At 74.4% G+C, this 22,300-nt stretch carries 22 protein-coding genes; 14 read left to right on the top strand and 8 right to left on the bottom strand.

From position 1 onward, the window contains the following. Positions 1-1,902: tetratricopeptide repeat protein (locus ACWEJ6_RS45000; protein ID WP_452431557.1), on the bottom strand; the 1,902-nt coding region annotated here is incomplete at its 3' end. 165 nt (positions 1,903-2,067) lie between these two features. Between ACWEJ6_RS45000 and ACWEJ6_RS45005 the strand changes: the two genes are divergently transcribed. Next, on the top strand, positions 2,068-2,226 hold the full coding sequence (locus ACWEJ6_RS45005) for a hypothetical protein (protein WP_387682619.1): 159 nt from the start codon (positions 2,068-2,070) through the stop codon (positions 2,224-2,226). On the opposite strand, the gene ACWEJ6_RS45010 is transcribed toward ACWEJ6_RS45005, so the two are convergent. After that, positions 2,213-3,001, bottom strand: coding sequence for a helix-turn-helix transcriptional regulator (locus ACWEJ6_RS45010; RefSeq protein WP_452431558.1), 789 nt, complete (start codon positions 2,999-3,001; stop codon positions 2,213-2,215). The two genes, ACWEJ6_RS45005 and ACWEJ6_RS45010, sit on opposite strands and share 14 nt — an antisense overlap. 225 nt (positions 3,002-3,226) lie before the next feature. Between ACWEJ6_RS45010 and ACWEJ6_RS45015 the strand changes: the two genes are divergently transcribed. From ACWEJ6_RS45015 to ACWEJ6_RS45035, 5 genes are read left to right on the top strand one after another with little or no spacing between them, the layout of a single operon-like run. Beyond that, positions 3,227-3,454, top strand: a complete 228-nt coding sequence (locus ACWEJ6_RS45015) for a hypothetical protein (RefSeq protein WP_358301777.1) — start codon at positions 3,227-3,229, stop codon at positions 3,452-3,454. Between the two features lie 37 nt (positions 3,455-3,491). After that, positions 3,492-4,589, top strand: coding sequence for a tetratricopeptide repeat protein (locus ACWEJ6_RS45020; protein ID WP_452431559.1), 1,098 nt, complete (start codon positions 3,492-3,494; stop codon positions 4,587-4,589). Positions 4,590-4,598: 9 nt separating this feature from the next. Beyond that, positions 4,599-5,132, top strand: coding sequence for a hypothetical protein (locus ACWEJ6_RS45025; protein WP_452431560.1), 534 nt, complete (start codon positions 4,599-4,601; stop codon positions 5,130-5,132). Positions 5,133-5,150: 18 nt separating this feature from the next. Then, positions 5,151-5,498 carry a hypothetical protein gene (locus tag ACWEJ6_RS45030; RefSeq protein ID WP_452431561.1) on the top strand — a complete coding sequence of 116 codons (348 nt, stop codon included), beginning with the start codon at positions 5,151-5,153 and terminating at the stop codon, positions 5,496-5,498. Continuing rightward, positions 5,495-6,880 carry a hypothetical protein gene (locus ACWEJ6_RS45035; protein ID WP_452431562.1) on the top strand — a complete coding sequence of 462 codons (1,386 nt, stop codon included), beginning with the start codon at positions 5,495-5,497 and terminating at the stop codon, positions 6,878-6,880. Before ACWEJ6_RS45030 ends, ACWEJ6_RS45035 begins: the two co-directional genes overlap by 4 nt. Before the next feature lie 28 nt (positions 6,881-6,908). Here the strand turns inward: ACWEJ6_RS45035 and cynR are convergent, their stop codons facing one another. Further along, positions 6,909-7,817 carry a transcriptional regulator CynR gene (gene cynR, locus ACWEJ6_RS45040; protein ID WP_452431563.1) on the bottom strand — a complete coding sequence of 303 codons (909 nt, stop codon included), beginning with the start codon at positions 7,815-7,817 and terminating at the stop codon, positions 6,909-6,911. Between the two features lie 123 nt (positions 7,818-7,940). On the opposite strand from cynR, the gene ACWEJ6_RS45045 reads away from it, so the two are divergent. Genes ACWEJ6_RS45045 through ACWEJ6_RS45055 form a run of 3 tightly spaced genes read left to right on the top strand, consistent with a single transcriptional unit; the run spans position 7,941 to position 9,579 of the window. After that, complete coding sequence (locus tag ACWEJ6_RS45045) at positions 7,941-8,528, top strand: carbonic anhydrase (protein WP_452431564.1); 588 nt, start codon at positions 7,941-7,943, stop codon at positions 8,526-8,528. Between the two features lie 52 nt (positions 8,529-8,580). Next, positions 8,581-9,051 carry a cyanase gene (gene cynS, locus ACWEJ6_RS45050; protein WP_452431565.1) on the top strand — a complete coding sequence of 157 codons (471 nt, stop codon included), beginning with the start codon at positions 8,581-8,583 and terminating at the stop codon, positions 9,049-9,051. 27 nt (positions 9,052-9,078) lie between these two features. Then, the gene (locus ACWEJ6_RS45055; RefSeq protein ID WP_452431566.1) at positions 9,079-9,579 is read left to right on the top strand and encodes a nucleoside deaminase; all 501 of its coding nucleotides are present in this window, start codon (positions 9,079-9,081) and stop codon (positions 9,577-9,579) included. A 36-nt stretch (positions 9,580-9,615) separates the two neighbouring features. Here the strand turns inward: ACWEJ6_RS45055 and ACWEJ6_RS45060 are convergent, their stop codons facing one another. After that, a complete protein-coding gene (locus ACWEJ6_RS45060) occupies positions 9,616-10,527 on the bottom strand; it encodes a LysR family transcriptional regulator (protein WP_452431567.1) in 912 nt (303 codons plus the stop codon). Positions 10,528-10,628: 101 nt separating this feature from the next. On the opposite strand from ACWEJ6_RS45060, the gene ACWEJ6_RS45065 reads away from it, so the two are divergent. After that, positions 10,629-11,087, top strand: coding sequence for a nuclear transport factor 2 family protein (locus ACWEJ6_RS45065; RefSeq protein WP_452431568.1), 459 nt, complete (start codon positions 10,629-10,631; stop codon positions 11,085-11,087). Further along, entirely contained in the window at positions 11,084-11,602 is a 519-nt protein-coding gene (locus tag ACWEJ6_RS45070; protein ID WP_452431569.1) for a YceI family protein, read from the top strand. Before ACWEJ6_RS45065 ends, ACWEJ6_RS45070 begins: the two co-directional genes overlap by 4 nt. Before the next feature lie 25 nt (positions 11,603-11,627). Here ACWEJ6_RS45070 and ACWEJ6_RS45075 read toward each other — a convergent pair whose 3' ends face one another. Together ACWEJ6_RS45075 and ACWEJ6_RS45080 are read right to left on the bottom strand one after the other, a co-directional pair. Beyond that, on the bottom strand, positions 11,628-12,056 hold the full coding sequence (locus tag ACWEJ6_RS45075) for a VOC family protein (protein ID WP_452431599.1): 429 nt from the start codon (positions 12,054-12,056) through the stop codon (positions 11,628-11,630). 193 nt (positions 12,057-12,249) lie between these two features. Beyond that, entirely contained in the window at positions 12,250-13,356 is a 1,107-nt protein-coding gene (locus ACWEJ6_RS45080; protein ID WP_452431570.1) for an epoxide hydrolase family protein, read from the bottom strand. 64 nt (positions 13,357-13,420) lie between these two features. Here ACWEJ6_RS45080 and ACWEJ6_RS45085 point away from each other — a divergent pair, with 64 nt between their 5' ends. Next, positions 13,421-16,039 carry an ATP-binding protein gene (locus ACWEJ6_RS45085; protein ID WP_452431571.1) on the top strand — a complete coding sequence of 873 codons (2,619 nt, stop codon included), beginning with the start codon at positions 13,421-13,423 and terminating at the stop codon, positions 16,037-16,039. A gap of 87 nt (positions 16,040-16,126) precedes the next feature. After that, complete coding sequence (gene tsaA / locus ACWEJ6_RS45090; RefSeq protein ID WP_452431572.1) at positions 16,127-16,531, top strand: tRNA (N6-threonylcarbamoyladenosine(37)-N6)-methyltransferase TrmO; 405 nt, start codon at positions 16,127-16,129, stop codon at positions 16,529-16,531. 20 nt (positions 16,532-16,551) lie between these two features. Here the strand turns inward: tsaA and ACWEJ6_RS45095 are convergent, their stop codons facing one another. Both ACWEJ6_RS45095 and ACWEJ6_RS45100 read right to left on the bottom strand, forming a co-directional pair. Then, positions 16,552-17,238 (bottom strand): response regulator, encoded by a 687-nt coding sequence (locus ACWEJ6_RS45095; protein WP_387682716.1) that lies wholly within the window; start codon positions 17,236-17,238, stop codon positions 16,552-16,554. 21 nt (positions 17,239-17,259) lie between these two features. Next, positions 17,260-18,462, bottom strand: coding sequence for a sensor histidine kinase (locus tag ACWEJ6_RS45100; protein WP_452431573.1), 1,203 nt, complete (start codon positions 18,460-18,462; stop codon positions 17,260-17,262). A 157-nt stretch (positions 18,463-18,619) separates the two neighbouring features. Between ACWEJ6_RS45100 and ACWEJ6_RS45105 the strand changes: the two genes are divergently transcribed. Continuing rightward, the gene (locus tag ACWEJ6_RS45105; protein ID WP_452431574.1) at positions 18,620-22,024 is read left to right on the top strand and encodes a BTAD domain-containing putative transcriptional regulator; all 3,405 of its coding nucleotides are present in this window, start codon (positions 18,620-18,622) and stop codon (positions 22,022-22,024) included. Positions 22,025-22,300 lie beyond the last annotated feature (276 nt).

Here is a 22,300-nt window from a genome sequence, read left to right on the forward strand (position 1 = left end):
GGCGGGGTGGTCGGGGCCCAGGACCCGTTCCATGTCGGTCAGGAGCTCGGCGAACGCGGCCGCCGCGCCGGCCACGTCCCCTGCCCGTCCCAGCCAGCCCGCCAGGTTGCCGCGGATGGCCAGGGTGTCGGGGTGGTCGGGGCCGAGGTCGCGCAGGCAGGTGGCGTGCAGGCCGGCGGAGGCGGCGAAGGCGGCGGTGACCCGTCCGGCGTGACCGAGGCTGGCGGCGGCCTGGAACAGCAGAGGATGGGCGCCGGCGCCGGGATTGCACAGGACGGTTCCGGCGGCCTGCTGCAAGGCGGTCGTGTTGGCGCGCAGGATCTCGCCGAGCCCGTCGCGTTCGACCGGCGGCCAGACGTGCAGCAGGGCGTCGGCGGCGGCGCCGGCGACTTCGGCGAACAGGCGGGGGCCGAGCTCCGGCCGGGCGACGAGGTGCTCGCGGGTGGCGCGCTGCACGAGCCGGTGGACGCGGATCTCGCGGTGGGCGGCGGTGCGGTCGTGGTCGAGCAGGCTGTGCCGGTGCAGCACCCGCAGTACCTCGTCCACCGTCGCCGCGTCCACCGTCGCCGCGTCCACCGTCACCTTGTTCGCCGGCACCTGGTTCACCGCCGCCGCGTCCACGCCGCCACCGCCGAGGGGTGCGGGATCGGGCAGGTGGCTGGTCAGGTACGCCAGGGCGGGCGGGCTGGTCAGCGCCGCCTGCGGGATGCCGGCCGCGTCCAGGACGCTGGTCAGGCACAACAGCGGGCGGGCGAGCCCGGCGGGTGCGGCCCGGCCGGCCTCGTCGATCGACAGCTCCCAGGTGGCGGCGACGATCCGGCGATGACCGTCGGGCAGGTGGTCCTCGCCGGGCACGGCGTGGCCCAGCAACCTCGTGGCCAGCCGCCGCCGGTACTCGGCGCAGCCGATCGCGGCGTTGGCGGCGTAGGCCGCCGCCTGGGCCAGCGCCAGCGGCAGGAACCCCAGGTCGGCGGCCAGGGCGTCCAGGTCGGCGACCGGGACGTGGTCGCCGAGCTTGGCTCTCAGGTAGGAGCGGGCCTCGGCCGCGGTGAAGGTGCCGACGCCGACCGTACGCCGGTCCGCCCCGGCCAGGGCCGCCTCCCGCAGCCGGGTGGTGACCAGCACCCGGCCGCCCGCCGCCGAAACCGCCGCCGGCGGCCACAGGCCGGCCAGGTCCTTGGGACGGCGCACGTCGTCCAGCACCACCAGCCAGGACCGGCCGGTGGTCTCGGCCCAGACCAGGAACTCCCGCGCCGCCTGGTCGGGATCGTCCAGGCCGGCCGGCGTCAGGCCCAGGCGCGCCGCGGCGCGGGCGTAGGCGGACACGATGCCGTCGCGGGTGGCGGCCTCCACCCACACCAGCACCTGCACCCCCTGCCGCCAGGCGCGCCGGGCGTGGGCGGCTGCCAGCTGGGTCTTGCCCACCCCGCCCGTCCCCGTCAGCACCTGGGCCGGCGCACCCGTCCCGCCCTCGCCGGCCGCGGCCTCCACATCCTCGGCCACCTGCCGGTCCTGGAAGCAGTCGGCAGGTTGCGGGATCACGCCCACCCGAACCCGCTCCGCGGGCGCGGGCACGGGCGGGCCGACGTCGGCCGGGGCGGGAGCCGGGCGGGCGCGGTCGGCGGCCATCAGCCGGTCCCAGTCCCGCGCCGACGGGAGGGGCTCGTTCGCCCACGTGGCCAAAGTCGCGCCGACCTGGACGAGCTGGTCCAGATTCCGCGGCTCGGCGGCCCCGGTCGCCCACCCGTTCACCGTCGTGTGCGGCACCCCCGAGACCCGGGCGAGCTCCTTCTGCGTCACCCGGCCGGGGGTGTGGACGCGGGCCTGGTCCCACAGCCGCGCCAGCTCGGCCAGGACCCGGGAGCCCGACCCCTGCGGCCGGAACGGTGAATCCGCCACCACGTCCGCCTCTCCACCCCAGCGAGGCCCGCCCGTCTGGATCAGGACCGTCCTGCCGGATCCGGGACGGACCGGTCCGGATCACCGCCACCAGCAGCTTAATCCCGTGAATCCGGACCTGTCCGGCATACCTTCACCCTCGCCGCCGGCCCCGGTGTCATGGCCGGCATGACCGACAACCGAGCACCCCGCCGCGCCGCCTCCGCGTCGCGCCGCCGTTCCGCCCGTCTCCGCCGCACCCTCGCCGTCGCCCTGGCCCGCGGGGCCGCCGAAGCCGCCGGCGGCGGCCTCGTCGGCCTGCTGTTCTGGTGGATCACTCACCGTTGAGCCGGGCGTCCCGCCCCGGTTCGGGGGGCAGGAGGTCGAGCGCGCGGGCCCTGCGCAGCGCCGTGACCCGGTCGTGCACGCCGAGCTTGCGGTACAGGTTCTCCTTGTGCTTGTTCACCGTCGCCTCCTTGATGGTGAGCCGGCGGCCGATGGCGTACGCGGTCAGCCCTTCGCTCAGCAACATCAGGACCGCCATCTCGCGCAGGGTGATCCCGTGCTCGGCCGGGTCCGCGAGCGCGGGCAGCCGGAAGACGGCCTTCTCGTGCGCTTCGACCGTGTCGAGGAGCGAACGCGCGAGAGCGGCGTACTCCAGGTCCCGGGCGCTGTAGCCGGTGCCGTCGCGGCTCATGATGACGCCGCGGATCTGTCCCGGCCGGGCGTCCAGGGGCAGGGCGAGCTGGCGGTCGATGCCGATCGCCGCCCGGCCTGCGTGGTAGGCCTCGCTCCTCCACCAGTCGCCGTCGGCGACGTCGTCCATGGCCAGAGGGGTGCGGTCGCCGGTCCTGGCGTAGTGGCGGAGCAGCGGGTGCGCGCGCATGTGGGAGTGGATGAGGGCGTCCAGCGGCGCCTGGTGCAGCCAGTCGGGCGAGCCGGTCAGCGCGTGCCCGGTGCCCGCCGTCCAGTCCAGGTCGATGAGCACCGCCAGGTCTCCCGGCAGGTCCTTCGTCAGCCGCTCCATCAGCAGCGGCCAGACGCGTACGGGCTTTCTCGTCGTGAGGATGTCCATCGCCAGGTCGTGAATGCGTCGGCCATCGTCCCTGAACAATGACGTCATGGGCGCATTGTGCATGAACGGCTACCATCCGGCACAGCGAATCGGAAGTACGCACTTCTTCGTATTCATCGGCCCGGCCGGCCGGCGGGACAGTGGCGGTGTCGGTCTCCATCGGCGGATGTGCGGGCGCGACTGGAGTACGGCAGTTTTCCGTCTTATCGTTACCAGGTGATGACGTTCCGTATCACTCTGGCTCCAGGCGGTGCGACCCAGAAGGAGTGACAGATGCCGTTCGACGACTACCAGCGGGAGAGCTCGCGGCGGATCGACCACCAGCGGGAGATGGTCCGGCGCTCCATGGACGAGTCGTCGCGCCGGCGCAACCGCGACGACTGGCGGGCCCGCCGCGACGGCGGCGGCGACGAGCTGAGCCTGGGGACGCAGATCATCATCGCCGTCATCGCCCTGGCCGTCTTCTTCCTCGTGGTGTACCCGGAACTGCCCCACCACTGAGACGTCCGGCTCGGACCCGAGAGCGGAGGGTGGACGCATGTCGGCACAGGACGACGAGGGCTTCGACCGGGCGCTGGCCCTCTACCAGGCGGGACGGACCGCCGAGGCCCGGGACGTGCTCCTGGAGGTGGTCGCAGAGTTCCCCGGCGACCGGGTCTGCCGGTACTCGCTCGGCGTGTGCCTGAACGAGCTGGGCGAGTGGCGCGAGGCGGAGCGGCACCTGGGCGCGGTGGTGGCGGCCGAGCCCGCGCACCACCTGGCCGCCTACGAGCTGGGCGTGGCGCTCCAGGAGCAGGGCAGGCCCGCCGAGGCCGCGGTCGCCTTCCGCCAGTCGCTGGCGGGGGACGTGGTGAAGGACGTGCACACCCGCCTGGCGGCCTGCCGGACGGCCGACGGCCCCGCCACGGGCCACCCCCCGCACCAGCCCACCACCCCGGTCGCGCCGCCGCCGGTCGCCGACGCGGACCCGTCGCGCCGGCCCACCACCTCGAAACCGCCGCCTGCGGGCGCCGCCGCCGGGACGCTGCCCTCGGTGGCCGCCGCGCCGCCGCAGGTGGTGGTCCCGGACGATGCCGAGCACGCCGCCGCCCTGGAGTACACCCGCGCCGTCGCGGCGGGGGTCACGCCGTACCGCACCATGGCCGACGACCTGGACGAACGGGCCGTCTACGACATCGGCCAGGAAGTGTGGTCCACCAGGACGCAGACCCGGCACCTCGCGCTCACCCCGCTCGTGGCCACGGCGCTGGCGCTGTCCGTCTCGGTGCTGCGGGTGCCGCTGCTGGTCGTGGCGCTCGGGCTGTACGCCGTGGCGGCCTGGGTGGCCGCCGTCGTCTCCGCCAGGGTGACGTCGTACGTCTTCCACCAGCGCCGCGTCGACGTGGCCCAGGGCGTCAGGGACCGGAGCAAGCAGGTGATCCTGTACGCCTCGATCACCCAGGTCCGTTACGTCCGCACCCTGTCCTCCTACCTGACGAACACCGCCTCGCTGGAGCTGACCTACATGCTCGGGACGGAGAAGGAGTCGATCGTCCTGGCCGGGCTCGGCGGGCCGGGCCAGGTCGACAAGCTCTACCAGGAACTGCAGGGACCGGTCGTGCGCGAGCGCCGCGCCATGAAGAAGATCCTCTTCTAGGGGCGGCGGATGCGCTTCTTCGCCCGCGCCAACCTGGTGATCGCCGTGCTGATCGCGGCGGCGCTGGTCGTCCCCCGGATCGGGCTCGACGGGCCGGCCCTTCCCCGGCTCGGCCTGCCCAGGCTGCCGTTCCTGGAGGCCGACGAGCCGATCAGGAAGAACGCGTCCGGGCCGCCGCCGTGGACGATCCACGGGTACGGCTGGCGGTTCACGGTGGAGCGGACCGCTCGGACGGTCAGCAGGTGGATGGGGAGGACCAGGCCGTCGATCGTCGTCACCGCGTACGTGACCCGGGAGGAGCGGCAGTTCGCCTCCCGGATGATCTACCGCATCAGCGACCGGGCGAGCGGCAGCGAGCTCGGGTCGGTGCCGTTCCAGGGCGGCGGGGACGGCGACCCGCCGCTCGGTCAGCGCAGCAAGCTCGTGTTCACGGTGTGGGACACCTCGCCGAGGGCGTCCCGCCTCACCGTCACCCTGCACGATTTCCATTGGCCGGACGGGCGTGACCTGGTCCTCGGCGAGGTCCGGGTCCCGGCGTCCTGAGCGGGCCGGGAGGCCGAGATGATCGTCGACGTGGTGCGTGCCGCGATCTCCGTGATGCAGGTCGTCCAGGCGGTCCCGCCCCGGCCGCCGGGGTCGGGCCTGCGCAGGAAGCTGATCGCTGCGCTCGTGGAGCAGGCCGGCGAACTGCGGCCGGAGCCCGCCGAGCAGCCGCTGGCCGAGGCATTCGCGACCTGGATCGAGCTGGCGGCCAGGCGGGAGGCCGATCCCGCGGCGGTCGGGTCCCGCCCGTACGCGCACGCGGCGGCCATCCTGGCCGCCGAGCTGGACCTCGCACTGGCGGCCGGGACGCCGCAGCCCGAACCGGGCGACACCGTCGCGCGGGCCGGCGTGTTCACCCGGTCATGACGGACTTCCTGCCGCAGGCCCTGCGGGACGCCCTGCACCAGGCCGCGAACGTGCTGCGCGGCGTCGACGACGCGGCCCGCAGAGCCGACGACGCCCTCCAGCACGTGGTCAACGTCTTCACGGTGCCCAGCTTCCTGATGAACACCGACTTCGACAGGCTCGGCGGCAGCGCCCACGGCCTGGGCTCCTCCGGCCCGTTCGCCTTCCCGCCGCTGAACCAGGCGATCAGCGGCTACGGCCTGTTCGCCGGCGCGCGCGACACCTGGAACGGCGGGGTGAAGCTCGGCACGGGGCTGGGCGGCGGCAACGGCGAGCAGGTGCTCGACGGCGCCGCCACCGCCGCGACCGGGCTCGCCGGGGTCTACTCCGCCACGCTGGGGCTGCTGGACGTCACCACCCCGGCCGGCGCGCTGGTCGGCGCCGCGCTGGCGGGCTACGGCGTGGGCACCACGGCGATCAAGGGCATCGAGGCGGCCACCGGCCACGACGTCGCCCACGACCTCGGCGACCTCCTCTTCCGGGCGGTCCACGGGAGCGCCGAAGAGGCCGCGTTCACCCTGCCCTCCGACGTCGCGCCGCCGCTGCACGCGCTGCCCGACCTGGCCGGTCCCGCCACGGAACACCGTCATCAACCCTCGGCCCCGCTGACGTCGCACGGGATCGTCGAGTTTCAGGGCGGATGGTGGTACGAACCGGGCAGCGCCTGGCACGCGATCTCCTCCACCCCGGTCCCCGGCGCGATCACGCACACCGAGGGCGGCTACCGGGACGCCGCCGGCGCCTGGCACCAGGTGTCGGCGAGCGACCCGCCCGGCACCGCGGGGTCGGGCTGGCGCGGCCCGGAGGGCACCTGGCATCCCATCGGCCCGGACGGCCACACGATCGCGGGCGCCCAGAGCGTCGTCAACCTGGACTGGACGCAGGACGCCGCCGGTTCGTGGCACCCCGTCCCGCCCGCCGCGCCCATCTCGCCCGACGCCGGTGGCGGCACGCCGGGGGTCGAGCTGAACGCGGCCTGGTTCCTGGGCCACGACGGCGCCTGGCACCCGCTCCCCGTGCACGACGGGACGGTCGGCGACGGCGGCCAGACCGGGACGACCGAGCTGGTCTCGGCCGCCTACCAGTCGCCCGACGGCGGCTGGCACCCGCTGCCCGGCTCCCAGCCCGAGACCGCGGCCGCGGCGTCCGGTGACACCGGCCATGCCCATGGAGGCCCGGACGCGGCGCAGCAGGCCCAGGCCGGAGCGAGCCGGCAGCACGACGAACCGGCGCAGGCCGCCGCCGTCCAGCCGGACGGGAGCGTCCCGGCGACCGGCGAACCGGCGGCGCCGGGCGGCGACGGCGGCTCCGAGTCGGCGGCCGGGCATGTGTCGGGCTTCTGACCGACACATGCCCGCTGCGCGCCGGGGTTCAGGCGGGCGGGGTGTAGCCGCGGGAGCGGACGAAGTCCCCGGTGAGCTCGGTGAAGGCGCGGGCGGCGGCGCTGCGGTAGGCGCCCTCGCGGTGCAGCAGGGTGACGGTGCGGCTGGGCAGCGGCGGGTCGAGGGGGACGGGCGTGAGGTGCGGGTGGCCGTGGGCGATGGCGTCGGGCAGGACGGTGGCCAGCGGGGTGCGGCGCACGATCTCGGTGAGTGCCTGGATGGAGTTGGCCTCGACCGCGATGCGGGGGGCGGCCCGGTGGCGGGCGAAGTAGGCGTCGATGTGGCCCCGGGTGGCGAAGTCGCCGCTGAGCAGGGCGAGCCGTTCGCCCTTGAGCGCGCGCACCGGTAGGGGGGCGGCCAGCGTCCGGGCGTGCGGGGTGCCGGTGACGAGGCTGAGGGTCTCGGTGAACAGCGGGGTGGGGGTGACGCCCGGCAGGTGGGGGCCGGCGAAGGCGATGCCGAGGTCGAGGTCGTCGCCGAGCAGGGCCGCTTCCATGCGGTCCTGGGTCATCTCGGTCAGGGTGAGGTCGACGGCCGGGTGGCGCACGTGCAGCTCGGCGGTGAGCGGGCCGACCAGGTAGGCGGTGAAGGTCGGGGTGACGCCCAGCCGCAGGTGGCCGCGGGAGAGGTCCTGGACGTCGTGCACGGCGCGTTCGGCGGCGGCCAGGTCGCGAAGCGCGCGCCGGGCGTGGTCGGTGTAGACCGCCCCGGCGTCGGTGAGCCGTACCGCGCGGCCGGTGCGGTCCAGCAGCTGCACGCCCAGGGTCCGCTCCAGCTGCCTGATCTGCTGGGAGAGCGTGGGCTGCGAGATGTGCAGCTCCTCGGCGGCGCGGGTGAAGTTGCCGTGTTCGGCCACGGCGAGCAGGTAGCGCACGTGACGCAGTTCGAGAGCGGCCATGGACAAACTATAGATGAGAGCAATGAGTGTCAGGCGGAACGCCTCTTGGACACTATAGGACCAGGTCATGCATGCTGGATGTCAGCAGCCCACAAGGGCCGGCCACCGCCGAAGGGAGTGACCATGCAGGACCTCGCCGAGGGCGTCGCCCGTTTCCAGCGGGACGTCTTCCCGACCAAGGCGGAGCTCTTCGCCCGTCTGGCCACCCGTCACACACCGCACACGCTGTTCATCGGCTGCTCCGACGCCCGCGTCGTCCCCGAGCTGATCACCGGCACCGAGCCGGGCGACCTGTTCGTCATCCGCACCGCCGGCAACCTGGTGCCCGCCTACCGCCCCGAAGCCGACGGGGTGGCCGCGAGCATCGAGTACGCGGTCGCCGCGCTGGGCGTGCGGGACGTCGTCGTCTGCGGCCACTCGGCGTGCGGCGCGATGACCGCCCTCGCCGAGGGGCACGACCTCAGCGGCGCCCCGACCGTCGCCGCCTGGCTGCGGCACGCGGACGCCGCCCGGGCCCGCACCGCCGCCCGCGGTGACGTGCCGGCCCTGGTCCGGCAGAACGTGCTCGCCCAGCTGGCGAACCTGGCCACCCACCCGTCGGTCGCCCGCGCGCTGGCGGCGGGGAAGGTCACCCTGCACGGCTGGGTCTACGACATCCCGACCGGCCGCGTCGAGGACCTGACCGCCGCGGGCGCCGCGCGCACGGCCTGACCGGGCCCTGCGGCTCTCCCGACACCACCTGAAGAGAAGGACGTACCGACACATGGTGCACGCACAGTTCGACCCCACCGCCCGCCAGACCCTGGCCGCCACCGCCGTCGAGGCCAAGATCCGGAAGGACCTGTCCTGGCAGCAGATCGCCGACGCCGCCGGCCTGTCGGTGGCCTTCACCACCGCCGCCGTCCTCGGCCAGCACCCGCTGCCGGAGAGCTCCGCCCGGGCCGTGGCCGAGCTGCTGGACCTCGGCGAGGACGCGGCGGCGCTGCTGCAGACCATCCCGATCCGCGGCTCGATGCCGGACCGGATCCCGACCGACCCGACCATGTACCGCTTCTACGAGATGCTCCAGGTCTACGGGACGACCCTCAAGGCCCTGATCCACGAGCAGTTCGGCGACGGCATCATCTCCGCGATCAACTTCCGGCTCGACGTGAAGAAGGTCGCCGACCCGGAGGGCGGCGAGCGCGCCGTCATCACCCTGGACGGCAAGTACCTGCCGACCAAGCCCTTCTGACCGCCCGGCCACTTCCGGAGGACCTTCATGGACTTCGTCCAGCGCACCATCGACCTCGCCCGCCAGAACGTCGCCGAGGGCGGCCGCCCGTTCGCGACCGTCATCGTCAGGGACGGCGAGCTCCTGGCCGAGAGCGCCAACAAGGTCGCCCAGACCGGCGACCCGACCGCCCACGCGGAGATCCTCGCCATCCGCGAGGCCTGCACCAGGCTCGGCACCGAGCACCTGACCGACGCCACCATCCACGTGCTGGCCCACCCCTGCCCGATGTGCCTGGGCGCGCTGTACTACTGCTCCCCGGCCGAGGTCGTCTTCCTCACCACCCGCGACGCCTACGAGCCCCACTACGTGGACGACCGCAAGTACTTCGAGCTGGGCACCTTCTACGACGAGTTCGCCAAGCCCTGGCAGCGGCGCCGGCTGCCGATGCGCCACGAGCCGTGCGCGGACGCCGTCGAGGTGTACCGGTTCTGGCAGGAGCGCAACGGCGGCGAACGCCGCGTCGCGGGCGCACCCACCACCGCGTAGGGCGCCGGAGCAGACCTCAGCCCGGCCGGCGGGGCCTCAGCCCGGCTCGGCGTTCCCGCCGAGCGAGAGCGGGCCGAGGTCGGCGGCGGTCCTGGCCAGCGCGCGGACGGCGGGGCCGTCGGCGGTGGACGACCAGACCAGGGCGAACCGGAGAGCCGGGGCGTCGTGGAGCGGCACGAAGACGACGCCGGGCGGCCGGTTGTAGCGGGCGGCGATCTCGCCCAGCGGATGGACGCACTGCCCGGCGGCGACCAGGGCCAGGATCTCGTGGAACGTCCGCGCGACGGGCCCGCGCGGGATGCGGCGGCCCAGCGGCGTGCGGGTGGGGACCATGGACGCCACCCAGTACTCCGGGGCGGCGGGGCCCAGGTCGACGACATGCTCGTCGGCCAGGTCCTCCAGCGACGCGCCGCCCCGCCCGGCGAGCGGATGCCCGGCCGACACCGCCAGCACCCGGCCGGTGACGAGCACGGTGGGGCCGACGGTGAGATCGGGTTCGGCCACCGGCAACCACAACACGTGCGCGTCGGCGTCCCCGGCGCGCAGGGCGGCGAACGGGTCGCCGCCGGTGACCTCGCTGAACCGGACCTCGGCGCCGGGATGGCGGGCGCGGAAGGCGTCGACCAGCGGGCGCAGCTCGTAGCCGGCGTGGCCGAACACGCCCAGGCGCAGCGTGCGGCTCGCGCCCACGCCCGCGGCCTCGGCCCGGGCCAGCCCCTCCTGGAGCAGGTCGTAGGCCTGCCGCAGATCCTCGCGCAGGCGGCGGCCGACCGGCGTCAGGGCCACGCGCCGGCTGGTGCGGTCGAACAGCGCCACGCCGAGGCGCCGTTCCTGCCTGCTGATGGCCTGGCTGACGCGCGCCTGCGAGACGCGCAGCCGTTCGGCGGTACGGCCGAAGTGCAGCTCCTCGGCGAGCGTCAGGAAGATCTCGATGTCCCTCAGCTCCACGGATAACCCCCATGTTATGGATCGCCCCACGAACCCTACCTTGTTCGCCCTCCGACCTGCCTCGATGCTGGACGCACCACCTGAGCGAGGGGGAGAACCACATGACCGACCTGCAAGCCGTAGCCGACCGCGTCGAGATCGAGGCGCTGCGCGGCGAGCTCACCGACGCGGTGATGACCCGCGACTACGACCGCGTCGAATCCCTGTTCACGCCCGGCGGCGTCATGCGATGGCCGCACATCGGCAAGGAGTTCGCCGGCCGGGAGGCGATCCGCGCCGGGATCGAGTGGGGGCAGGGCCTCTGGGAGTTCTTCGTGCAGAACGTCCATCCGGGCGTCATCCGGATCGACGGCGACACCGCGACCGGCCGGTCCTACATCCACGAGTTCGGGCGGATGCGCGACGGCGGCTCCCACGCCAACCACGCCCTCTACCACGACCGCTACCAGCGCACCGGCGACGGCTGGAAGTTCGCCGAACGCGTCTACGAGGTCAGGTATCTCGACGACAGCCCGCTGCCGGGCTCGGCCCCCGCCATCGATCAGGAGCGCCCGGCATGACGACCAGCCTTCGCGCCCTGACCGGCGACTACGTCCTCGACCAGGCCCGCACCCGGATCGGCTTCGTCGCCCGGCACACCGTCGGCCCCGCCGTACACGGGCGGTTCGACCGGTTCGCGGGCACCGGCCACCTGGACGGCGACGACCCGTCCAGGTCGCGCATCGAGCTCACCGTCCAGGCGGGCAGCGTCCAGACCAGCAACCCGCAGCGCGACCGGTACCTGCGCGGCAAGTACCTCAAGGACGCCGACCACCCGGTGATCACCTTCACCTCGAACCGGGTGGAGCGGACCGGTGAGACGGCCTTCCAGGTCACCGGGGACCTGAGCATCCGCGGCGTGCGCAACCCGATCACCCTGGAGCTGGAGCTGACCGGCGACGGGGACGGCCTCCGGCTCAAGGGCGGCGTCACGATCGACCGCACCGACTGGGGCGTGAAGTGGAACGCCGCCGCCGGACTCGTCGCCAGGAAGGTGGCGCTGGAGCTCGACCTCGTCGCGGTCCGGCGGCCCTAGCGGCACGGACGCGCCGGGCGCCCGGTCACCCGCCGAGCTGCTGGGCCAGGCCGACGACGATGCCCTCGGGGCCGCGGACGTAGCACAGCAGGTAGCTGTCCTCGAACCGCTCCAGCGTGCCGACGAGCTCGGCGCCGTGCCGGCGCAGGCGGGCGATGACGTCCTCGACGTCGTCGACGGCGAACATGACCCGGCGGATGCCCAGCGTGTTCGCCGGCGGGTCCGCCGGCTCGGGACGGATCGGCTTCGGCGTGTGGAACATGGCCAGCTCGATCCCGCCGGCGCTGCCCGGGATCCGCAACATCGCGACCTCCTGCCGGACGCCGTCGAGCCCGATCACCCGCTCCGCCCAGCGCCCCTCGATCGGCCCCCTGCCCTCCAGCTCCATGCCGAGTTCGAGGAAGAACGCGATCACCGCATCAAGGTCTTCGACGACGATGAGCACGTTGTCCATCCGCTGGATCGCCACGCCGGGCCTCCTTCGTCAAACGCGGCCGCTCGCCGGCCGCCGATGTTCCCAGGACGGAGCCGACGCCGCGTTCTCGACACGCCGCCGGCGCAATGCCGGTCCCACCTTGCCCCCCGGGCGGGCCGCCCACCAGATGCGGATGTCATCAGGCGGGCCATGAATCCTTCAGGCCCGCCGGTCAGGCAGCCGCCAGCGGGCCGAAGAACGCCCGCACGTCCGCCACCAGCAGGTCCGGCACCTCCAGCGCCAGGTACGCGCCGCCGCGGTCGAGCTCGGTCCAGCGCCGGACGTCGGCGTCCCGCTCGGCGAAGCGGCGGATCGTCACGTCGTCCTTGGCCAGCAGCACGGCCGTGGGGACGGTCACCCGCGGCTTGGGGGCGTAGGCGCCCGGGTCGTGGCCGAGCTCGTAGTAGAGGTTGGCGACCGACCCCGCGGTCGCGGTGAACCACATGAGGCTCACGTCGGTCAGCACCCGGTCGCGGGAGAAGGCGTCCTCGGGCAGCTCGGCGCGGGAGTCGGTCCACTCCTTGAACTTCTCCACGATCCAGGCGAGCTGGCCCACGGGCGAGTCGGTCAGCCCGTAGGCGAGGGTCTGCGGGCGGGTCGACATGATCTGGTTGAACCCCAGGCCCTCCTGCATGAAGGTCTGCATGATGCCCAGGCGGCGCTGCTCGTCGGCGGTGAACCCGCCCTCGTCCGGCGAGGGGAAGGCGACCCAGGCGTTGACGTGCACGCCGACCACCCGCTCGGGCGCCTGGCGGGCCAGCTCCAGGGCGAGGTTGGCGCCTCCGCCGCCGCCCTGCGCGCCGTACCGGTCGTAGCCGAGCCGGGACATCAGCTCGGCGAAGGCCGCCGCCGTGCGCGGGACCGTCCAGCCGGGCTCGGTGACGTAGCCGGACAGGCCGACCCCCGGGCAGGACGGCACCACGAGATGGAAGTCGCGCGACAACTCGTCGAGCACGTCGAGGAAGCCGATCGTGCCGCCCGGGTTGTCGGGCAGGAGCAGCAGCGGCAGGGCGGTGCCGGAGCTCGACCTGATGTGGAAGAAATGGATGTCCTGCCCGTCGATCTCGGTGACGAACTGCGGATGCTTGTTGTACTCGGCCTCCGCCGCGCGCCAGTCGAAGTCGTTGAGCCAGTAGTCGGCCAGGCCCTTGAGGTAGTCCAGGGGCACGCCGCGGCTCCAGCCCTGCCCGGCGATCTCCCGGGTCCACCGGGTGCGGCGCAGGCGTTCGTGCAGGTCATCGAGGTCGGCCTGAGGAATGTTCACGCTGTACGGCTTCATGTCGACAACGGTAGAGAGCGCCCGAAAGATCAGCATGAGTCATCGCATAGGTAATGTCTGACCCATGTTGCGGGGGCGGGACCACGAGTTGACGATCATCGACGGACTGCTGGACGGCGCCCGGGAAGGGGCCAGCGGCGCCCTGGTCGTCCTGGGGGAGCCCGGCATCGGCAAGACGGCGCTGCTCGGCCACGCCGACGTGACCCACGCGCACGTCCTGCGGACGACGGGCATCGAGGCCGAGGCGGAGTTGCCGTTCAGCGCCCTGCACCTGCTGCTCAGGTCGGTGCTCGGCCGGCTGGAGCACATCCCGGACCGGCAGGCGGCCGCCCTGCGCGGCGCCTTCGGGCTGGGCGAGAACGGCGCGGGGGACCGGTTCCTCATCGGGCTGGCGGTCCTGTCGCTGCTGTCGGAGCTGGCCGAGAACGGGCCGGTGGTCTGCCTGATCGACGACGCCCAGTGGCTGGACCACGCCTCGGCCGAGGCGCTGCTGATCGCGGCGCGCAGGCTGGCGGCCGAGGGCGTGGTCATGGTGTTCGCCGCGCGGCCGGGGTTCGAGGCCAAGGGGCTGCCCGTGCTGGAGCTGTCCGGCCTGGACGAGCCGGCGTCCGCCGCGCTGCTCGACTCCGCCGGCCCGGCCCTGCCCGACGCGGCCCGCCGCCGGATCCTCACCGAGGCGGCCGGCAACCCGCTGGCGCTCATCGAGCTGCCCAAGTCGCACGGCCCCGCCGACGAGCCCTCGCTCACCGCCCGCCTGGAGGAGGCCTTCGCCGCCCAGGCCGACGGCCTGCCGGTCAGCGCCAAGGTCCTGCTCCAGGTCGCCGCCGTCGACGGCACGGGCGAGCCGGGCGTCGTCCTGGCCGCCGCCGGGACCCTCGGCAGCACGCCGGAGGACCTGGAGCACGTGCTCGCCGCCGGGCTGGTCGTCTGGGGCGAGGGCAAGCGGCTGGAGTTCCGCCATCCCCTTGTGCGCGCGGCCGTCCGGCAGCGCACGCCGCTGGCCCGGCAGCTGACCGTGCACCACGCGCTCAGCCAGGCCCTGGACCGCACCGCGGACGCCGACCGCAGCGCCTGGCACCTGGCCGCCGCCACGCTGGCCGCCGACGAGCGGGTCGCGGCCCGGCTGGAGTCGGCCGCCGACCGCGCGCGCTCCCGCAGCGGGTACGCGGCCGCCGCGGCGGCCTACGAGCGCGCCGCCGCGCTGAGCCCGGAGCTCGGGGACCGGGCGCGCAGGCTCACGCTCGCCGCCGAGGCGACCGAGTTCAGCGGCCGCTTCGACCGGGCCAGGACCCTGGCCGAGGACGCCGGCGATCCCGGCGCCGAGCTGACCTCCCGGCTGATCCGGGTGCGCGCCTGCTCCGACTACGGAGAGGGGCGTCTCGCCGGGGCGCACGCGATGTTGTCGGCGGGCGTCGACCACCTGGCGAGCACCGATCCGCGCTCGGCCGCCTGGCTGCTGCTCGACGCCGCGTCCATGATCTGGTTCGACGGCGACCGCGACATGGCCTGGCGCACCGCCGAGCAGCTCGACGGGCTCAAGCTGCCGCCGGACGACGAGGTCGTCCCGGTGCACCGGCTGTCGCGCTGGTTCATCGCCATGGCGCTCGGCCGGCCGGCCGACGGGCTGCCGCCCCTGGCCGAGGTGGTGGAGTCGGCCCGCCCCCTGGCGACGGCCGACCGCCGCGGGCTGCTGCTGATCGGCGGGCTGGGCCTGGCCGAGTACGACGCCCGCACCCACATGCTGGCCGCCGCGGCCACCGCCACGATCCGGGCCGAGGGCATGGTCGGCCTGCTGCCGCAGGCGCTGACGTTCCTCTCCCGGGTCGAGTACGCGCGCGGCCGGCATGCCGAGGCGCGCAGCCTGGCCACCGAGGCCGTGGCCATCTCCGCCGACACCGGCCAGCCCGCGTGGGCGCGCCAGGCCGCCGGGCTGCTGGACCGGTTCGCGGCCGTCCGCGGCGAGGCGCTCGACCCGGCCACCGCCCACCCGGGCGCGCTCGCCCTGCTGGACCTCGGCGCAGGACGTTCCGAGCAGGCCCTGCTCAGCCTGGAGTCGCTGGTCTACGGGCGCTCCCGCAACCGCATCGACGCCATGCACCACGTGCCCGACCTGGTCGAGGCCGCGCTGCGCAGCGGCAGGATCGCCCGCGCCGCGGAGCCGTTCGCCCGGCTGGAGTCGTGGGCGGCGACGCTGGGCCAGCGCTGGGCCGACGCCCTGGTGCTGCGATGCCGGGCCCTGCTGGACACCACCGGCGACCCCGGCGCGCACTTCCGCGCCGCGCTGGCCGTGCACGAGCGGCCCTTCGACCGCGCGCGCACCGAACTCCTGTACGGGGAGTGGCTGCGCAGAGCCCGCCACACCGGCGAGGCCCAGGAGCGGTTGCGGGCCGCGCTGGAGGTGTTCGAACGGCTCGACGCCGAACCCTGGGCCGAGCGGGCGCGTACCGAACTCGGCGCCACGGGCTGGAGCGCGCCCCGCCGCACCGGCGTGGACCGGTTCGCGCGGCTCACCCCGCAGGAACGGCAGATCGTGCAGCTGGCCGCCACGGGGCTGTCCAACAGGGACATCGCCGCGCACCTGTTCCTGAGCCCGCGCACGGTGGGCCAGCACCTGTACAAGGCCTTCCCCAAGCTGGGCGTCACCGCCCGCGGCCAGCTCGCCGGCCTCACGCTCGACGAATGAGCCGTGGCAGCCGCCGGCCCCTCCGGCGGGCTTCGGGCGATCGACGGTCTTGACCGGCGTCCCCGCACGGGGAAGGATCCAGGACCCGTGACCGAACCCACGCTGCGCCCGGTCGGGCGCGTCGAGTCGACACTGACCGATCGCACGGCGGCGCCCCGGCAGCCCGACGAGGGAGCCCCCGACGCCTGGCTGGTCTTCGACGACCGGTACGCCGCCGCCCTCGACGGCCTGACCCCGGGCACCGACGTGCTGCTGCTCACCTGGCTCGACCGGGCCGACCGCGACACCCTCGCCGTCCACCCGCGTGGCGACGCCGCCCGGCCGCTCACCGGCGTCTTCGCCACCCGCGCACCCGACCGGCCCAACCCGATCGGCCTGCACACCGTGCACATCCTGGCGGTCGAGGGCCGGCGGGTGCACGTCCGGAACCTGGAGGCGCTCGACGCGACCCCGATCCTCGACGTCAAGCCCCTGCTCACGCCCGGCCGCTGACCGCGTCCGGCCGCCCTGCGCTAACCCTGGTCGTCGGCGGTCGTCCGGCGGGACAGGGGACGGCCGGGGCGGACGAGGCCGGCGTCGTACGACACCACCACCACCTGCGCCCGGCTGCTCAGCCCCAGCTTGGCCATCAGCCGGTTGAGATGCGTCTTGACCGTGCCCTCGCTGACCGACAGCCGCTCGGCGATCTCCTTGTTCGACAGCGCGTGCCCGACCAGCCGCAGCACCTCCGTCTCGCGCCCGGTGAGCCGGTCGAGGGAGGGGGCGGGAAGCGGGGCCGGTGGCTCGGTGAACGCCTCGATCAGCCGCCTGGTCGCGGCCGGGGCCAGCAGGATGTCGCCCGCCGCGACCGTGTGGATGGCGGCGATCAGGCGTTCGGGCGGGGTGTCCTTGAGCAGGAACCCGCCGGCGCCCAGGCGCAGCGCGTTGTAGACGTACTCGTCGAGGTCGAACGTGGTCAGGATGAGCACCTTGGGCGGCGGGTCGTGGGCGGCGGCCAGGATGCGCTCGGTCGCCGTCAGGCCGTTGATGCCCGGCATCCTGATGTCCATGAGGATCACGTCGGGCCGCAGCGTGGCGGCCAGGCGCACGGCCTCCTCACCGTCGGCGGCCTCGCCCACGACCTCCAGGCCCGCGGCGCGCAGGAGCGCGGCCAGACCCGCACGGATGAGTACCTGGTCGTCGACGACGAGGACTTTGATCTCGCACCTGCTTCACGGTCGTCACGGCGGCCGATCGTCGGCACCGGGCACGGGGAGCGGGAAGGTCGCCAGGACCTCGAACCCGCCTCCGGGCAGCGGCCCGGCGGTGATCGACCCCTGGTAGAGCCTGACACGTTCAGTCATGCCGATCAACCCGTGACCGCCGGACGGCCCGTCTCCCGCCTGGACGGCGGCGCCGTCGTTGCTGACGCGTAACGTCAGCGTGGCCGGACCGTAGCCGATGTGGATCTCGACCCGGCCGGGGTCGGCGTGCTTGAGCACGTTCGTCAGCGACTCCTGGACGATGCGGTAGGCGCACAGGTCGAGGCCGGACGGCAGCGGCCGGGCCCGGCCCTCGACGACGAGCTCGGTGGCGACGCCCGCCCCGCGCATGCGCTCGACCAGTGGATCGAGGGCCAGCAGGCCCGGCGCGGTGGCGTAGAGGCCCTCGTCGTCGTCGTGGGCCTCTATGCGCAGGATCGACAGCAGCCGGCGCATCTCGGTCAGCGCCTCGTGGCTGGTGTCGGCGATGACGCCCAGCGTGGCGTGGGCGGTGGCCGGGTCGCTCAGCGCCACGTAGCGCCCCAGCCCGGCCTGTACGGAGATGACCGACATGTGATGGGCGACGACGTCGTGCAACTCGCGGGCGATGCGCACCCGTTCGCGGGTGACCGCCCGCCGGGCGGCGGCGTCCTGCTCCGCGCGCAGCTGCGCGGCGAGGTCGGCGAGCTGCCCGGTGCGCTCCGACAGCAGCCGCACGCTGGTGCCCGCGCCCACCCCGCAGGCCGCCACGATGCACGACTGCGCGGCGGCCGACCACAGCGCGACGCCGGGCTGCTGCGCCGAGGCGTAGGTCCACTCGAAGACGATCAGCACCGCACCGGCCGCGCACCACGCCCACGACCGGTGGGCGGCGACGGAGTAGAGCGCCACCAGCGGCCCGATGCTGTTGAGCCCGAGGTGGTAGCCCAGCACGTGGTAGACCAGCGAGGCGCCCACCGACACCAGCAGCACCGCCACCGGCGTCACCCTGCGCAGCGCCAGCGGCGCGTTGACCAGCACGGTCAAGGCCACCGACAGGGCGTCGCCCGGCCGGCCCCGGCCCGGCTCGAACATCTCCCACAGCCAGGTGCCGACGACGAGCGTCAGGGCCACGGCGCCGTCGAGCAGCAGCGGGTGGACCGCGAACACCCGCCGGACGATGGACGGGGCGGTGAAGGGCACCCGTCACGCTAACCCCGGCACCACCCCCGGCGCATCAAACCGAGGGTGGACATCCACTGCCGCGAAAGTTGCAGACCCCCGCGTCCCGCCCGGGACTGATTTCCGCATCACCCTCCCGAGTGACGAGACCGGGCCCGGCAGCGGCCACGATGGAGCGATGTCGCGAACCTCTCGTCACGAGGAGACAGCCGATGGGGAACGGTTCGGAGGGCTCGGACAACACGGCTCCGACGACGGGACCGGTGCGGCGGGCGTGCGGTTCCGGGTGCTCGGGCCGTTCGAGATCCTCGGCGCCCGCGGCCCGGTCAGCCCCGGAGGGCCGCGGCAGCGCGCCCTGCTCGCCCGGCTGGTGGCCGCGGCCGGGACGGTCGTCTCCACCGACACGCTGATCGAGGACCTGTACCGGGGCAGGCCGCCGGCGACCGCGGTGGGCTCCGTGCACGTCTACGTGTCGAACCTGCGCCGGGTGCTGGAGCCGGCACGCCCGCCCCGCACGCCGCCCCGGCTGCTGGTGGCCCGCCGGCCCGGCTATCTCCTGGCCACCGCGGACGTCGACGCGCTGCGCTTCGCCAAGCTGGTCACCGACGCCGAGCTGCGCCCGCCCGCGGAGGCGCTGCCCCTGCTGGAGGAGGCTCTCGGGCTCTGGCGCGGCGTCCCCTACGGCGAGTTCGCCGACGAGCTGTGGGCCGCCGCGGAGGTGAACCGCCTGGGCGAGCTGCGCATGAACGCGATCGAGTCCCGCGCCCAGGCCCTGCTGGACGCCGGCCGCCCGCAGCCGGTGATCCACGAGCTGGAGTCCGAGACGGCGGAGCACCCGCTGCGCGAACGGCTGTGGTGGTTGCGCGCCCTGGCTCTCTACCGGTCCGGGCGGCAGGCCGACGCGCTGGCCACGTTACGCAGGGCGCGGCAGGTCATCGCCGACCAGCTCGGCCTCGATCCCGGGCCCGAGCTGCGGGAATTGGAGAAGGACATCCTCCGGCAGGCGCGGTCGATCACCCCGCCGCCCGAGCCGGGGCCCGTGCGGCTGTCGCTCGTCCGTACGGAGGCCGTTCCGGCCACCGTGGCGGGCGGCGGTGAGGAGGCCGCCGCGCACACCGGTGAGGACGCCTCCCCGCGCCGCGCGGCGCGGGGACGGCTGATCGGCCGCGAGCGGGGCCTGGCGGAGCTGACGGAGCTGCCCGGCGCGGCGCACCACAACGGCGTCGTGGTCGCCGCGGTCAGCGGCGAGCCCGGCATCGGCAAGACCCGGCTGCTGCAGGCGTTCCGCGACGACTGCGTGGACCGCGGACATCTGGTGCTGTGGGGCCGCTGCCGCGGAGGGGAGGGCGTGCCGCCGCTGTGGCCGTGGCTCCAGGTGCTGCGCGCGCTGGCCGGGACCGTGCCGCCCGCCGAGCGCCAGGCGCTGAGCGGGCTGCTGGACGACGACTGGCCCACCGGCGCGCCGGCCTCGCCGCACCGCAACCGGGCCGTCGCCCGGTGGCTCGTCGAGGCCGCGCGCGCCCGCCCCCTGGTGATCGTCCTGGACGACCTGCACTGGGCGGACTCCGCCACGCTCGAACTGCTCAGGGACGTCGCCGTGCTGTCCGAGGCGTACCCGGGCGAGCGCCCGCTGCTGCTGGTCACCGCCTTCCGCGACGCGGCGCATGACGACCGGACGGCCACCCCCGCCGCTTCCTTCAACCTCTCGGTGGACGAGGTCCTCTACCAGCTCGCCCGCTACGACCTCGTGCGCATCCGGCTGAGCGGCCTCGACGCCGCCGACGTCGGGACGCTCGCCCGGGAGATGGGCGTCCCGGTGGACGGCTCGACGGCCCAGCTGCTGACCCGGCGCACCGGCGGCAACCCGTTCTTCGTCCGCGAGAGCGTCCGGCTGATGGCGCAGGGGCAGGGGCTGGAGGTCGTGCCCGACGCGGTGTCCGACCTGATCCGCCGGCGGCTGGCCATGCTCGGGCCGCGGGCGACGGAGATACTCCAGCCGGCCGCCCTGATCGGCCGCAGCTTCGATCCCGGCCTGGTCGTCGAGGTGTTCCGGGCCTGCGCGTCGTGGCCGGAGCAGACCTACGAGCTGCTCGACTGGGCCGCCCAGGCCGGGCTGGTCACCAGCGGCGACGGGGTCATGACGTTCGTCCACGACCTGGTCAGGGAGACGCTGATCGCCGGCGTCCCGCCGCTGCGCAGGGGCGTGCTCCACCGGGAGGTGATGCGGGCCCTGTCGGCCAGGCCGAGCACCGACGTGACCGTCATCGCCCACCACGCCGTGCAGGCCGGGCCGCTGGCGTACCGGGAGACGGCGCACTGGGCCCGCGCGGCGGCCGGGCAGGCGAGCCGGCGCATGGCGCACGAGGAGGCCGCCGCCTGGTGGGGACGGGCCGTCGCCGCGCACGGCGCCTGCGACGGCGACCCCGCCCAGCACGTGGAACTCCTGCTGCACCAGGTGCGCGCCCTGCTGGACGCCGGAGACGCGATGGGCGCGCGCGACCTGCGGGCCCAGGCCCTGCGCGTGGCGCAGCGCGCCGAAGCCGGCCCCACCCTGACCGCCCGCGCGCTCACCGCACTGGACGCGCCGGCCATCTGGACGCTGCGCAACCCGTACGAACCGGTGGAACTGCGGCTGGTCGAGCAGTTCGAGGCCACGCTGAGCGCGCTGCCCGAGACCGACGGCGTCGAGCGGACGCTGCTGCTCGGCGGCCTGGCGCAGGAACTGTACAACGGCAGCGACGACGACCTGCGATGCCTGTCGCTGTCGGCCGAGGCCGTCGCGATGGCCCGCCGGATCGCGGACCCGCACCTGCTCATGCGGGCGCTGAACGCGCGCGCGCTGTCCGTGCCGCAGGCGACCCACATCGCCGAGCTCATGGAGATCGCCGACGAGCTGCACGGCCTGGCCGCGCGGACCCGGACGCCGGGCTTCGAGCTGCTCGCCCACATGATGGACACCCACTACCGGCTGGAGATGCACGACCTGGCCGAGGCCGACCGGGCGGCCGCCCGCTGCGAGGCGCTGCTCGACGACCTGCAACTGCCGTGGCCGCGGTTCCAGCACACCATGTGGCGGGCCAACCGGCTCACCCTGGCCGGCCGGTTCGCCGAGGCCGACGCGCTGTACGGTGAGGCCGAACGGCAGGCCAAGCGGATCGGCATGTGGTACGCGGGCGCCGTCGCGGTGAACGGCCGCCTCATGCTGCACTACCAGCGCGGCGCCATGGCCGAGGCGGGCCCGCTCATCGACCTGATCAGCGGCATCCACCCCACCGTGGAACACGACGCCCGGGTGCTGGAGCTGTGCGCCCAGGGACGCCGGAGCCAGGCCGTGGCCCTGGCCGGGCAGGGGTGGCCCGCTCCGCCGATGGACTGGTCGTGGCTGACCATGACCTGCCTGCAGGGCGCGGCCCAGGCCGCCGCGGGCGACGTGGCGGCCTGCTGGACGACGTACGAGAAACTGCTGCCCTACGCCGGGCGGATCTCCGGAGGGTCGGCGGTGGCCTGCATAGGGCCGGTCGACCACTTCCTGAGCGTGCTGGAGACCGCGCTGGACGCCGGCACCGACGCCGCCGGGGCCTGACGGGCCACCGGTCTACCGTGTCCCGTCGCCGTGCCAGCGGCCGACCAGGTCGGCGTACAGGGGGGACCGGTCGATCAGCTCCTGGCACGAACGTCCACGGAGGGCGGTGGCGGACGTCCCGCCCGTCCTCGGCGGACCGTCGCAGGGCGGCCCGCACGAGGTCCTCCAGCAGGTGGCGATCGGCGTTCACCCGCTCGTCCGTGCCTGTCGTGCTCATGCTCACGCCACAACCTCATGCCTGATCTGATTCGGGACGTTCCCGGCAACGGCCGCACG

Source organism: Nonomuraea sp. NPDC004702 (genome assembly GCF_053601695.1).

Coding starts and splice junctions, on each gene's coding strand:
- ACWEJ6_RS45005 (WP_387682619.1), top strand. CDS start 2,068: ATGACCGACAACCGAGCACCCCGCCGCGCCGCCTCCGCGTCGCGCCGC.
- ACWEJ6_RS45010 (WP_452431558.1), bottom strand. CDS start 3,001: ATGACGTCATTGTTCAGGGACGATGGCCGACGCATTCACGACCTGGCG.
- ACWEJ6_RS45015 (WP_358301777.1), top strand. CDS start 3,227: ATGCCGTTCGACGACTACCAGCGGGAGAGCTCGCGGCGGATCGACCAC.
- ACWEJ6_RS45020 (WP_452431559.1), top strand. CDS start 3,492: ATGTCGGCACAGGACGACGAGGGCTTCGACCGGGCGCTGGCCCTCTAC.
- ACWEJ6_RS45025 (WP_452431560.1), top strand. CDS start 4,599: ATGCGCTTCTTCGCCCGCGCCAACCTGGTGATCGCCGTGCTGATCGCG.
- ACWEJ6_RS45030 (WP_452431561.1), top strand. CDS start 5,151: ATGATCGTCGACGTGGTGCGTGCCGCGATCTCCGTGATGCAGGTCGTC.
- ACWEJ6_RS45035 (WP_452431562.1), top strand. CDS start 5,495: ATGACGGACTTCCTGCCGCAGGCCCTGCGGGACGCCCTGCACCAGGCC.
- cynR (WP_452431563.1), bottom strand. CDS start 7,817: ATGGCCGCTCTCGAACTGCGTCACGTGCGCTACCTGCTCGCCGTGGCC.
- ACWEJ6_RS45045 (WP_452431564.1), top strand. CDS start 7,941: ATGCAGGACCTCGCCGAGGGCGTCGCCCGTTTCCAGCGGGACGTCTTC.
- cynS (WP_452431565.1), top strand. CDS start 8,581: ATGGTGCACGCACAGTTCGACCCCACCGCCCGCCAGACCCTGGCCGCC.
- ACWEJ6_RS45055 (WP_452431566.1), top strand. CDS start 9,079: ATGGACTTCGTCCAGCGCACCATCGACCTCGCCCGCCAGAACGTCGCC.
- ACWEJ6_RS45065 (WP_452431568.1), top strand. CDS start 10,629: ATGACCGACCTGCAAGCCGTAGCCGACCGCGTCGAGATCGAGGCGCTG.
- ACWEJ6_RS45070 (WP_452431569.1), top strand. CDS start 11,084: ATGACGACCAGCCTTCGCGCCCTGACCGGCGACTACGTCCTCGACCAG.
- ACWEJ6_RS45075 (WP_452431599.1), bottom strand. CDS start 12,056: ATGGACAACGTGCTCATCGTCGTCGAAGACCTTGATGCGGTGATCGCG.
- ACWEJ6_RS45080 (WP_452431570.1), bottom strand. CDS start 13,356: ATGAAGCCGTACAGCGTGAACATTCCTCAGGCCGACCTCGATGACCTG.
- ACWEJ6_RS45085 (WP_452431571.1), top strand. CDS start 13,421: ATGTTGCGGGGGCGGGACCACGAGTTGACGATCATCGACGGACTGCTG.
- ACWEJ6_RS45105 (WP_452431574.1), top strand. CDS start 18,620: ATGTCGCGAACCTCTCGTCACGAGGAGACAGCCGATGGGGAACGGTTC.